This is a genomic window from Bartonella tamiae Th239 (genome assembly GCF_000278275.1).
Lineage (GTDB): Bacteria > Pseudomonadota > Alphaproteobacteria > Rhizobiales > Rhizobiaceae > Bartonella > Bartonella tamiae.
Map to the genome: position 1 here is coordinate 203,340 of NZ_JH725147.1, position 12,879 is coordinate 216,218.

Here is a 12,879-nt window from a genome sequence, read left to right on the forward strand (position 1 = left end):
CAATGTCTTTATGGGCGCTTCTTAAGTGCGCTTTTTCTATTGGTAAGAACCCCACGTTTAAACGCGGCGTTCAACCATTAATTTTTTAATATCCGCGATTGCTTTTGCAGGGTTTAAACCTTTTGGACACGTTTGCGCACAATTCATAATGGTGTGGCAACGATAAAGACGAAACGGATCTTCAAGATTATCTAAGCGTTCCCCTTTGGCTTCATCGCGAGAATCTGCAATCCAGCGATAGGCTTGTAAAAGAACAGCTGGCCCCAAATAACGATCCCCATTCCACCAATAACTTGGGCAAGATGTCTGACAGCATGCGCATAAAATACATTCATACAAACCATCAAGTTTCAAACGATCGTCATGGCTTTGCAGCCATTCTTTTTGTGGCTCAGGCGAAACTGTTTGCAACCACGGCTCAATAGAGCGATGTTGCGCATAAAACCGATTAAGATCTGGAACAAGATCTTTTACAACAGGCATAGAAGGCAATGGATAAATTTTAATGGGATGTTTCACCTCATCCATACCTTTAATACAGGCAAGCGTATTTGAGCCATCAATATTCATGGCACATGAGCCACAAATTCCTTCTCGACATGACCGACGAAAGGTTAAGGTGGGATCAATATGGTTTTTAATATAAAGCATGCCATCAAGAATCATCGGTCCACAGGCATTACGATCAACATAATATGTATCAAGGCGTGGATTTTGATCATCATCGGGTGACCAACGATAAATATGAAATTCCGTCAGTTTGGACGTATCGGCAGGCTTTGGCCAAACCTTACCTTTTTTAACTGTTGAATTTTTAGGAAGCGTCATTTGTACCATGATTTTATCACCCCTTAGTAAACACGCTTCTTAGGCGCTATTTTCTTCAGTGCAATGCCCCCATCTTTTTCACTGGTGAGCGGTTGAACATGCACATCACGATAAGAAAGCGTGACCTTGCCCTCTGGTGAAAGCCGCGACAATGTGTGTTTTCGCCATTTCTTATCATCGCGTTCAGGATAATCTTCACGCGCATGCGCACCACGACTTTCTTGGCGGGCTTCGGCCGAATAAACCGTGGTGATCGCATTGGCCATTAAATTTTCCAATTCCAAAGTTTCCATTAAATCAGAGTTCCATATGAGTGACCGATCCGTCACTTTAATTTCAGGCAACTCATTCCAAATTTCAGAAATACGTTTGCAGCCTTGTTGCAAAGAGTCTTCCGTACGGAAAACAGCGGCATCTTCTTGCATGGCACGCTGCATTTTTTCACGCAAGTCTGCCGTGGCTATGGAACCATTCGCATAACGGATACGATCAAATCGTTCCATGATCTTTTCAACGGCAGCTTCATTGATTGGTGGAATTTCTGATTTTCTGTCAATCACTTCACCCGCACGAAGAGCGGCTGCACGACCAAAAACAACAAGATCAATCAAAGAATTTGAACCCAAACGGTTCGCACCATGGACCGATGCACAGCCTGCTTCCCCAACGGCCATAAGACCTGGTTGAACACGATCAGGTTGTTTTTCTGTTGGATTTAACACTTCACCATAATAATTGGTGGGAATACCACCCATATTGTAATGCACTGTTGGTAAGACAGGAATAGGGTCTTTTGTCACATCAACACCGGCAAAAATACGGGCAGATTCTGAAATACCTGGCAAACGTTCATGCAAAATTGCTGGATCAATATGGCTTAAGACCAAATAGATATGATCTTTTTTCGGACCAACACCACGGCCTTCGCGAATCTCAATTGTCATGCAGCGTGAGACCACATCACGTGATGCCAAATCTTTAAATGAAGGGGCATAACGTTCCATAAAACGCTCCCCTTCGGAATTAATTAAATAGCCGCCTTCACCCCGCGCACCTTCCGTGATCAAACAGCCAGAGCCATAAATGCCCGTTGGGTGAAACTGCACAAATTCCATATCTTGAAGCGGTAAACCAGCCCTTGCGACCATGCCGCCACCATCACCTGTACAAGTATGAGCGGACGTGGCAGAAAAATATGAACGGCCATATCCCCCCGTTGCAAGCACAACCATTTTTGCAGAAAAACGATGAATGGTGCCATCGTCCAAATTCCATGCAACAACGCCTGTGCAAACACCATCTGTCATAATAAGATCAAGCGCAAAATATTCGATAAAAAATTGCGCATTATGCTTTAAACTTTGCCCATAAAGTGTATGTAAAATTGCATGACCAGTACGATCAGCAGCAGCGCATGTACGCTGCACAGGCGGACCTTCACCAAATTCTGTTGTATGACCACCAAAGGGACGTTGATAAATTTTTCCCTCTTCTGTTCTTGAAAAAGGCACCCCATAATGCTCAAGTTCGTAAACAGCCGCTGGCGCATTGCGCACCAAATATTCTTGCGCATCCATATCCCCCAACCAATCAGAACCTTTGATTGTGTCATACATATGCCATTGCCAATTATCAGGCCCCATATTCGACAATGAAGCGGCAATGCCGCCTTGGGCAGCAACTGTGTGGGAACGGGTAGGAAAGACTTTTGTAATACAAGCTGTTTTTAAACCTTGCTCAGCCATACCAAGTGTTGCCCGCAAACCAGAACCGCCTGCGCCAATAACAACAACATCAAATTTATGATCGACATAACGATAAGCACTTTCCATTTGACGATTCTGGCTCTTTGAATTTTCAGTGGCCATGGCGATCAACCTCCCAATGTAATTTTAAGAAGAGCAAGCAATAATGCGCCGCCCATGACATAACAAAAGAAAATATTGAGCGTGAGCACAAAAATGCGCAAACCTTCATGATGTATATAATCTTCAATAATCACCTGCATGCCAAGTTTCATATGATAAATACCAGACAAAACCATCAAACCCATAATGGCAGCAATGACAGGATTGGACAAAGTTGCATAGACTGTTGCATAATCCTTGCCAACGAGTGAAACAACAAGAATAATAAAGAAAATAAATAAAGGCACATTGGCAAAAGCTGTCAAACGTTGCATCCAAAAATGATGAGTGCCTTCATGTGCGGAACCCAAACCGCGAACCTTTCCAAGTTCGGTTCTAAAATCTTTTTTCATCAAACCTCTCCCACCCTTATCGAACAACATACCCAATGACCCAAATTAATAAGGTCACAATGATGGAAATAAAGACTGTAGCCCAAGCCGTTTTGGTTGCTATATGTTTTTCAAGAAGATGTGTTTTTGTATCCCAAAAAAGATGGCGAATGCCGCCGACAAGGTGATGAACAAGTGCCAATGTGTAAAGAAAAAGAATACAGCGCCCGATAAAGGAATTAAACAATCCGTTGACTGTAGAAAACGCCTCAGAACCACAAGCTGCCGCAATTAACCAAGCGGCTAGAAATAACGTTCCAAAATAAAGCGCACCACCTGAAACACGATGCGCAATTGACATGGCCATCGTAATGGGCCAGCGATAAATGCTGACATGGGGTGAAAGGGGACGGTCTTTCCTCGTTATCATATCTGTCATTGGCTTTCCTGACATTAGTTTGAATGGTGAGCCGCCTGCATTGAGACTTCCCGATTTATTGTTACTAATTCCATGTTTTTAGAAACTTTTCATGGATTTCTCTCCAATAAAAAAGATCCTTTTTTAAACATGACCGACCTGGCTTCAATGACAATTTACGATAGTATCACATCATAAATTTCATTTTTTCTAACCTTTCAAAAGATTAGAAAATGAAGAAAAAAACATGTCACTTTTAATCATATGTGACGATCATCATTTTTCCTACAGTCAAGCCAGCTATTTGAGTTAACGGATTCAAGGTCTCGTACAAAAACAACCAAAAGCAAACAGTCGTCAACTGCATTGCGTGCATTTGTTCTAATGCGGAAATGCCTCCACGTCAAAGCCGTAAGTTAAAATTTCACCATCAAATCATTGAGATCACGCGACTTTTATCAGTGAGCCTATAAATTCAAGTATTTATAAAATATGAGTAATTAAATCAAGATTTTATCAAATGCGCAAGTGATTCGCTTTTTGCGCTAAAACTGACAAAATGAAAAAGCAAAACCGATCATAAAGTGATTCTCTTTCGCACAGCGAAAACGGTTTCGTACTTCACTTAAATAAAGTTGATATTACACACTAAAAAGGCATTTTCTGAAAAATCTGGATTGAAGCCCACCTATAGACATTTCAAATCTATCAGCGTTTGAGGTTCAAGAGCTCAGCAATCTTGACACACAGTTTAAAAATAACATTTTCATAAACTTTAATAGAAACTGTCAATCTTACAATAAAGTGGTGGGGCAATGGTGCTGAAAAGTCCTCATTTTTTTATTTTTGATTTTAGGATCACCGATAAAAGCCGTTTTTCTTTTGTATATAAACACTTAGACTTTTTTTACATCATCCGCATAATTTTTTAAACATATGCTTATACCTTTTAAAGCATATGCTTTTATTCAGCACACAAAATGAAGCGCATTCAACTTTCATAAGAGTAAAAATTAATTGATAAACACCGGTCACGTCTCACTCCGTGTTAAAAACAGCGCTTTAAACAAGCCGCAAAATTGCTTGATATAAGTGTTATTTCCAATCTCTTATATCAACAAAATGCCCAGCAATAGCGGCGGCGGCTGCCATTGCAGGTGAAACCAAATGTGTCCGTCCTTTATAACCTTGCCGACTTTCAAAATTACGATTTGAGGTTGAGGCACATCTTTCTCCTGGTTGCAACCGGTCATCATTCATCGCAAGACACATAGAACATCCCGGTTCACGCCAATCAAACCCTGCATCAATAAAAATTTTATCCAAACCTTCTGCTTCTGCCTGTTCCTTCACGAGCCCAGAACCCGGAACCACCATAGCCGAAACATGAGAAGCTATTTTTTTTCCAATAACCATAGCCGCGGCAGCGCGCATATCTTCAATACGCCCATTGGTGCAAGACCCAATAAACACACGATCAATCTTTATATCCGTGATCTTCATTCCTGCTTTTAAACCCATATAATCCAAAGCACGCTGTTTTGAAGCACGTTTTGTTTCGTCGATAATCTCATTGGGATCAGGGACAAAACCTGTCACAGGAACCACATCTTCTGGCGATGACCCCCATGTCACTGTTGGCGCAAGCTGAGTTGCATCAATGGTAATGATTTTATCAAAATGTGCGCCTTCATCACTTTTCAAGGTTTTCCAATACGCCATTGCTTTTTCAAAAATTTCCGCTTTTGGCGCGCGAGGACGGCTACGAATATAGTCGAATGTCACCTCGTCTGGTGCGATTACACCCGCGCGTGCACCACCTTCAATTGACATATTACAAACAGTCATCCGTCCTTCCATCGACAAATTGCGAATAGCCTCACCGCTAAATTCAATCACATGACCCGTGCCACCAGCCGTTCCAATATTACCAATAATTGACAAAACAAGATCTTTAGCCGTAACGCCTTCAGGCAAACATCCATCAATATGGACAAGCATATTTTTTGACTTTGTTTGGATGAGGGTTTGTGTTGCCAAAACATGCTCTACCTCTGAGGTTCCAATACCATGAGCTAAAGCACCAAAAGCCCCGTGAGTTGATGTGTGGCTATCACCACAGACAATTGTCATACCGGGCAAAGTAAATCCTTGTTCCGGTCCTATAATATGCACAATACCTTGTCGTTTATCATTTTGGTCAAAATATTCTACACCAAATTCAGCAGTATTTTTTGCCAAGGTTTCAACCTGATGACGGCTATCTTCATTTTTAATCAGTGTTGAACGATCTGGCGTTGTTGGAATATTATGATCCACCACAGCCAATGTTTTTTCAGGATGTCTTACTTTACGATGGGCAATACGCAAGCCTTCAAAAGCCTGAGGACTTGTCACTTCATGCACCAAATGACGATCAATATAAAGAAGACATGTGCCATCTTCTTGACGATCGACAATGTGGTCTTCAAAAATTTTGTCATAAAGTGTACGCGGTGTACTCATAATATTTTTTGAACCTTTTTCTCACTGTAATGAAAAGATAACATTTCTTATTATCATGGTTTTTGAATGGTCAATTATGCCCATTATATAAGAATTGTTCAAAAAAAGAACAAAATAATTATAATAATTACTTATTCTCTTAAACGATTAAGGCTTAAATCTATGAAAAAGGCGGCATAAAGCCGCCTTTAAAAAAGAATAAGCATCCGCTAATTTTCGATTAATCAGCGGTTTGCTCAGCCACCGGAGCTGGTGCAACAGTTTCAGCGGTGACTGATTCTGCTTTACCTGTTGAAGGGACATTAATATTTTTCTTACGGTTATCTTTTCTTTCCGCAATACGTGCAGCTTTACCTGTCAATCCACGCAAATAATAAAGCTTTGCACGACGCACTTTACCACGGCGCACAACCTCAACCCCTTCAACAAGAGGTGAATAAATAGGGAAAACACGCTCAACACCTTCACCATAAGAAATTTTACGAACAGTGAATGTTTCATTGATGCCGCCACCAGCGCGCGCAATGCACACACCTTCATAGGCTTGAACACGGGTACGTGTTCCTTCAGTCACACGCACTGATACACGTAATGTATCACCTGCCTGAAAATCAGGAAGTTTGCGCTTTTCTTCGATTTTTGCACATTGTTCAGCATTAAGCTGCGCAATAATATTCATTGTACCAATCCTTCATATTCATTATGCACAGCCAGAGCGCTCATCTCTTACCAAAAAATCTTGTTTGTTTGGCTATGCTTTAAAGCAATGGAATGCTTGTGAGCAGGAGCGGTACACTATCGCTTATTTTTTCGGATGTGGAAGGGAACCTTCCCAAACGTAGCTAGCCCATACACTATCCATAAAAGTGAATCAAGCTTTGTCGTTATTTTTCTGATAAGCTGCGTAAAGATCGGGGCGCCGTTCACGGGTAATATCTTCTGCCTGTTTTTGCCGCCATTTTGCGATTTCTGCATGATTGCCAGAATTTAATATGTCTGGAATAGGTTCTTCTTCAAAATGTTGCGGTTTTGTATAGTGAGGATATTCTAAAAGCGCATTTTCAAAGCTTTCATGTGTGCCTGAGAGACTATTGCCCATCACACCCGGCAATAAACGAATAATGGCATCAAGCATGACCAAAGCTGCTGTTTCGCCCCCAGATAAAATATAATCACCAATCGATATTTCTTCCAAATGGCGTCCATCAATGACGCGTTGATCAACCCCTTCAAACCGCCCACATATAAGAGTTATTCCAGTACCTTCAGCCAATTGGCGCGCCATTTTTTGATCAAAGGGGCGACCACGTGGGCTCAATAAAAAGCGTGGAAATGAAGGATCAACACTATCGATCGCACGCGCCAAGACATCAGGTTTCATAACCATGCCAGCTCCCCCACCTGCAGGGCGATCATCTACACTATGATGACGATCAAAAGCAAAATCACGTATTTGAACTGTTTTAAGCCCCCAAATATTTTTTAAAAGTGCACGTCCAGCAAGTGAATATTCCAAAAAACCGGGAAACATTTCTGGATAAAGTGTCAGCACATGTGCTTTAAAACTCATGATTTTTCTTCTTTATCACTATCATCATCTTCTTCATTGTTTATAAGACCTGCAGCTAAGGGATCAATGATAATCATGCCCTCATCCATAATAATTTCAGGAACAGCAGCTTTCGTAAAAGGAATAAAATGTGTTTTTTGCAGTGTGAGCTTAGGCGCGTTTACATCTAATTCAAGCAGGTCTCCTGCCCCAAAATCAAACACGGCGTTTACCTTGCCAATGACAGTGCCATCAAGATCTTTAACGCCAAGCCCCACAAGATCAGTGTGATAAAACTCATCAGAGTCCAAATTATCTAAAAATTGGTGACGCTTCACATAAAGCGCTTTACCCTTGAGTAATTCCGCTTCATCACGACTGACAATATTATGAAAACGTACAATAAGGATGTTTTTTTGTATCCGCACTGTATCTATCGTATAAATAAGACCCTTATCATCAAAAAAATGTTCATACAGTGTTAAATCCATAGGATCGTTGGTAAAGGATTTCACCCTGACTTCACCTTTTATGCCATGCGCTGCACCAATTCTTGCAATCTGCACAGGATAATCTTTTGTTTTAGGCATTCTATTGAACCATTCTTAATAAAAATAATCGTTTAAAAAGTAAAAAATTGATAAAAATAAGATTGAGATGCTTTATTTGCCACAATCAATAGGATAATAAAAGCACCGAAAGTGAAAAAGAATTGAAATTCATCAACCTGAAAATAAAAACAAGTGAAGTATAAAAAGAAAAAAGATCGAAAGGGTCAAAATTATGTCGACGGTCATGCTTTTTTATAAAAATATTGTTCCATTATCTCGTGAAGAGCATAAAGAGCTTAAATTTTCTCAATCAAAAGACTCAAGTTTTGCTCAACACACACATTGGGTTCCCCTTTCTGGTGAAGAGTTTTATCGTGCAGCATTGTCTTATCCGATTGTCTTTATCGGTTCAGAAAATAAAGACGGTAAGATGAGCTATACTTCGGTCGCGCTTCTTGGCCTGTCCAATAATAAAAATGATTTTATTCGTGAAGATAAAAGCTGGGAGGCAGATCAGTATATTCCTGCTTTTGTTCGTCGTTATCCTTTTGTCCTTGCAGGTGATGCGGATCAAGAAGTGCTTTCAGTATGTATTGATAAAGATTCTGGCATGTTTAATACAGTCAGCGGTATAAACTTATTTAATGAGGATGGCACATCATCAGCATTTTTGGACCAACGGATCACATTTTTAAATCAATTTAAAAGTAGCATGGAGCAAACAAGCAAATTTATTGATCTTTTGACAAAAATGGATCTTTTAACCAAAGAATCCGTCAATATTCAAAATACAACAGGCCAAAATGCGATTTTAAACGATTTTTGGATAGTTGATGAAGAAAAATTTCGTAAGCTTAAAGGCTATGATTTAGAAAAACTTCATAAAAAGGGTGCTCTTGGTTGGATTTTCTCACATTTAATGTCCATCAATAATCTTCCACTTTTATTAAACAGACTTGTAAAAAACCAGCGCAATGACAATTCGGAAAACGCTGATACTAAAGTAGAGAAAAAAAGCTCGTCAAAAAAGACCTCTTAAACTTTACCTACTTAAAGTGAGACGGTTTCGTTCATTTTATCATTTTAAAACACTCTTTTAAGTTTATTATAGTAAAAGAAATCATGAACGAAAAAACCTTTGAAAAAATGTCTTTACTTCCAGCAAGTAAAGACATTTTAAGTGCAAGAAAACACTGGCTTGAAGACCTGTTACACATACGCCGTATGGCGCAGTTAACAGTCGATGCCTATGAACGCGATACGAGACAATTTTTAATATTTTTATGCCAACATCTGGGCAAAGAACCTAATTTTGATGATCTCAACGCATTGCGCGTGTCTGATTTTCGTGCCTATCTTGCCTTTAGGCGCAATGAAAATGTCAGTGCGCGATCCCTTGGTCGTGGATTGGCCGGTATACGCTCTTTCATTGCCTATTTAACACGTCAAGGTTTTGTCAATATTGCTGCAGCACGTGTTGTGAGAACACCCAAACAAGCCAAATTACTACCAAAACCTTTAAGCATTGATAATGCACGCATACTTGTTGAACGCGAAACGCAACCCGATGAAAACCCTTGGATTGGCGCACGAAATGCAGCCGTTTTAACCCTTCTTTACGGATGTGGTTTGCGCATTTCAGAAGCTCTTGCGCTCACCCCAAATGATCTCTGCGATCCATCAGCAAAAAGCCTTTATATAAAGGGTAAAGGTGGTAAGACACGTCTTGTACCGCTTCTTCCAGTTATACATGAAGCCATTGAGGACTATAGAAAACTTTGCCCTTTTATTTTACTGCCCAATCAACCCTTTTTTCGCGGAGCAAGAGGGGGGAGGCTTCATGCAGCCATTGTGCAACGAGCTGTACAACAATTGCGCTCGAGTTTAGGATTGCCTGATACTGTTACCCCTCATGCTTTACGGCATTCATTTGCAACGCATCTCTTATCGCGCGGTGCTGATTTGCGTAGCATTCAAGAATTATTAGGCCATGCAAGTCTTTCAACCACACAAATTTATACTGACGTTGACACCGATCATCTCTTGGATGTTTATGCAAAAGCCCATCCGCGCGCCTAAGCTCATTGTAATTTCATCACCATTGTGCCACATTAAGCGCTATTCTCATATTATGATAGTGTGTCACAGAGCGATATTACGCCCTGCTTATCTACCTTTATTATATCTTCTCTTAATTTTATCCTTCTATGTTAAAAGAATGCATCATTTTAAGGACAAAAAGCTCATCAAATTAAGCAAATTGATTTTTGCACAAAAAATCAGATTTCGATAATATCATACTATAAATTTTCTCACAGCAATCGTGTTATGGTGGCATTGAGATATTGGAACATGAGACCGATATTGGCGCCTTAGACTGATATATCATATTGGTGGCAGGTGTTGGCTTATGAAACGGCTACGTGATGCTGACTTGAAATTTATTGTCAAACGCAACCATGCCATTGCTCAATCATCTATTGATCATCGGTGCCAAGAAAACAATGCATGTGCTTTTTTATCTTAGTCCATAAAGTTAAATTTAAAATTTAAAAAAAATGACAATATAGAGAAATTTTTAAAAGGCGCTATTGTGCTTTTGCTTCGATTGCAAGAGCGTGGACATGATTGGCCAATTCTTCTTTTAAAACATCATGAATAGAACGATGCATCGCCAAACGGTTCATACCAGAAAACTGTTTTGAGATTATTTTTATGCGAAAATGTGTTTCGCCAGTTCCATCAAAAGAAGAGCCATCATCATGATGGTGACCTGCATGTAAAGAGCTTTCATTCAACACTTCAAGCGCTGTAGGTAAGAAATGGTCTTGAAGTTTTTTTTCAATTGCCTGTTTAACTGTGCTGGACATTTGTCGCTTTTCACCCCATATGAGTGTAATAAATATATTTTAAATTTTTTTGATTTTGAATATATGTTAAATGGGAACAAAATTTCTCAAAATCAATTCTTGTCAAACTTTAATGTTTTTCTAAAGTCGGAGCCATGGCGACCACATCAAAATTATTTGACTCTATTCGTATTAGTGCGAACAAAAAAAAGCAAGCTGAACCTCAAGCACAACAGTGCCAATGGGAAGGCTGTGAAAAACCGGGCATTCATCGTGCACCTGCAGGCAGAAACCGTGAAGGGCAATATTTGCATTTTTGCATCAATCATGTGCGTGAATATAATAAAAATTTTAATTATTTTTCTGGTCTTAAAGACGATGATATTGCAAAATTTCAAAAAGATGCCTTAACAGGACATCGCCCGACATGGTCAGCAGGAGTGAACGCGGCTGCGAAAAAAACATCTGCAGATTTTTCCAAAATCCGCTCAGGCTCTGCTGCTTACCAAAACAGAGTGCGCGATCCTTTTAACGTCTTCACACAACGCCGTGCCAATGCAGCACCGAGAAAACTTAAAACACTTGAAGCAAAAGCATTTGTGACCCTTGGCTTGGAAGCAGGGGCAACAAGTGATGATATTAAAGCCAAATATAAAGTTTTGGTCAAACTCCATCATCCTGATGCCAATGGTGGTGATCGCTCTTCAGAAGAACGTTTCCGTGAAGTTTTACAAGCCTATAATCTTCTTAAAACTGCTGGCTTTTGTTGACATATCAGCAAGAGGATTGTGATTTCTTTATAAGAAGGCATTGAATTTTTCCTCAAACAGTTTGATAAATAGAGTCAACTGGTATGAAGACGGACATAAAAGCGCACCTATAAAATGCTTTTAAATATGACGTTTAGATAACGGATTAAATCTGTTTGGAGGATCAATGACGAAAGAAAGTTTAGAAAAAAGTGATTTAAGAATTGCAACCACACCTGATATCATCGTTTCAGCGCGCGATGTTTTTGGGATTGATGTGGATATGCAAGTTCCCGCATTTTCCAAAACAGATCCTTATGTTCCAGAGCTTGATCCCGATTATCTGTTTGACCATCAAACCACATTGGCCATTCTTGCCGGCTTTGCTTTTAATCGTCGTGTTATGGTATCAGGCTATCATGGTACGGGAAAATCAACCCATATTGAACAAGTGGCAGCACGTCTTAATTGGCCGTGTGTGCGCGTGAATCTCGATAGCCATGTCAGCCGAATTGATCTTGTTGGTAAAGATGCAATTGTTGTCAAAGACGGGATGCAAATCACCGAATTTAAAGACGGTATATTGCCTTGGGCCTATCAAAACAATGTTGCATTGGTTTTCGATGAATATGATGCCGGTCGTCCTGATGTTATGTTTGTTATTCAACGTGTTTTGGAAACATCTGGTCGCTTAACATTGCTAGACCAGAGCCGTGTTATTGCTCCACATCCAGCTTTTCGCCTTTTTGCCACTGCAAATACTGTGGGATTAGGCGATACGACAGGTCTTTATCATGGCACCCAACAGATTAACCAAGCGCAAATGGATCGTTGGTCGATTGTCACAACCTTGAATTATTTGCCTCATGATAATGAGGTTAATATTGTTCTTGCCAAATCAAAACAGTATCAAACTCAAGAGGGTCGTGAAATAGTCTCACATATGGTGCGCGTAGCTGATATGACACGCCAAGCATTTATTAATGGCGACCTTTCAACAGTCATGAGCCCTCGCACAGTCATCACATGGGCAGAAAACAGCAACATCTTTAAAGATATTGGTTTTGCTTTTCGCGTCACATTTTTAAACAAATGTGACGAATTGGAACGTCCAATTGTTGCTGAGTTTTTTCAACGCGCTTTTGGTCAAGAACTTCCTGAATCTGTCGTCAATACAGTTTTTGCTTAAGT

13 protein-coding genes are annotated in these 12,879 nt (G+C 40.1%); 4 read left to right on the top strand and 9 right to left on the bottom strand.

Annotated elements, in window-relative coordinates:
* Positions 1-57 precede the first annotated feature (57 nt).
* The 8 genes from ME5_RS01045 to rimM all read right to left on the bottom strand — a co-directional run bounded on the left by ME5_RS01045 (position 58) and on the right by rimM (position 8,129).
* Complete coding sequence (locus tag ME5_RS01045; RefSeq protein ID WP_008037587.1) at positions 58-837, bottom strand: succinate dehydrogenase iron-sulfur subunit; 780 nt, start codon at positions 835-837, stop codon at positions 58-60.
* A gap of 14 nt (positions 838-851) precedes the next feature.
* Positions 852-2,696, bottom strand: a complete 1,845-nt coding sequence (gene sdhA, locus ME5_RS01050; protein ID WP_008037588.1) for a succinate dehydrogenase flavoprotein subunit — start codon at positions 2,694-2,696, stop codon at positions 852-854.
* A gap of 5 nt (positions 2,697-2,701) precedes the next feature.
* Positions 2,702-3,088, bottom strand: coding sequence for a succinate dehydrogenase, hydrophobic membrane anchor protein (sdhD, locus tag ME5_RS01055; RefSeq protein WP_008037589.1), 387 nt, complete (start codon positions 3,086-3,088; stop codon positions 2,702-2,704).
* A 16-nt stretch (positions 3,089-3,104) separates the two neighbouring features.
* Positions 3,105-3,506 carry a succinate dehydrogenase, cytochrome b556 subunit gene (gene sdhC, locus ME5_RS01060; RefSeq protein WP_008037590.1) on the bottom strand — a complete coding sequence of 134 codons (402 nt, stop codon included), beginning with the start codon at positions 3,504-3,506 and terminating at the stop codon, positions 3,105-3,107.
* A gap of 1,074 nt (positions 3,507-4,580) precedes the next feature.
* The gene (leuC, locus tag ME5_RS01065; protein ID WP_008037591.1) at positions 4,581-5,990 is read right to left on the bottom strand and encodes a 3-isopropylmalate dehydratase large subunit; all 1,410 of its coding nucleotides are present in this window, start codon (positions 5,988-5,990) and stop codon (positions 4,581-4,583) included.
* A 220-nt stretch (positions 5,991-6,210) separates the two neighbouring features.
* A complete protein-coding gene (gene rplS, locus ME5_RS01070) occupies positions 6,211-6,669 on the bottom strand; it encodes a 50S ribosomal protein L19 (RefSeq protein WP_008037592.1) in 459 nt (152 codons plus the stop codon).
* 192 nt (positions 6,670-6,861) lie between these two features.
* Positions 6,862-7,560, bottom strand: coding sequence for a tRNA (guanosine(37)-N1)-methyltransferase TrmD (gene trmD, locus ME5_RS01075; RefSeq protein WP_008037593.1), 699 nt, complete (start codon positions 7,558-7,560; stop codon positions 6,862-6,864).
* Positions 7,557-8,129, bottom strand: coding sequence for a ribosome maturation factor RimM (rimM, locus tag ME5_RS01080; RefSeq protein ID WP_008037594.1), 573 nt, complete (start codon positions 8,127-8,129; stop codon positions 7,557-7,559). Before rimM ends, trmD begins: the two co-directional genes overlap by 4 nt.
* Before the next feature lie 193 nt (positions 8,130-8,322).
* Here rimM and ME5_RS01085 point away from each other — a divergent pair, with 193 nt between their 5' ends.
* On the top strand, positions 8,323-9,129 hold the full coding sequence (locus tag ME5_RS01085; RefSeq protein ID WP_008037595.1) for a SapC family protein: 807 nt from the start codon (positions 8,323-8,325) through the stop codon (positions 9,127-9,129).
* 83 nt (positions 9,130-9,212) lie between these two features.
* Positions 9,213-10,169 (top strand): tyrosine recombinase XerC, encoded by a 957-nt coding sequence (locus tag ME5_RS01090; protein WP_008037596.1) that lies wholly within the window; start codon positions 9,213-9,215, stop codon positions 10,167-10,169.
* 509 nt (positions 10,170-10,678) lie between these two features.
* Here ME5_RS01090 and ME5_RS01095 read toward each other — a convergent pair.
* Positions 10,679-10,960 carry a BolA family protein gene (locus ME5_RS01095; RefSeq protein WP_008037597.1) on the bottom strand — a complete coding sequence of 94 codons (282 nt, stop codon included), beginning with the start codon at positions 10,958-10,960 and terminating at the stop codon, positions 10,679-10,681.
* A gap of 134 nt (positions 10,961-11,094) precedes the next feature.
* On the opposite strand from ME5_RS01095, the gene ME5_RS01100 reads away from it, so the two are divergent.
* A complete protein-coding gene (locus ME5_RS01100) occupies positions 11,095-11,709 on the top strand; it encodes a J domain-containing protein (RefSeq protein WP_008037598.1) in 615 nt (204 codons plus the stop codon).
* Between the two features lie 166 nt (positions 11,710-11,875).
* Positions 11,876-12,877 (top strand): cobaltochelatase subunit CobS, encoded by a 1,002-nt coding sequence (gene cobS, locus ME5_RS01105; RefSeq protein ID WP_008037599.1) that lies wholly within the window; start codon positions 11,876-11,878, stop codon positions 12,875-12,877.
* The last annotated feature ends 2 nt before the right edge of the window (positions 12,878-12,879 follow it).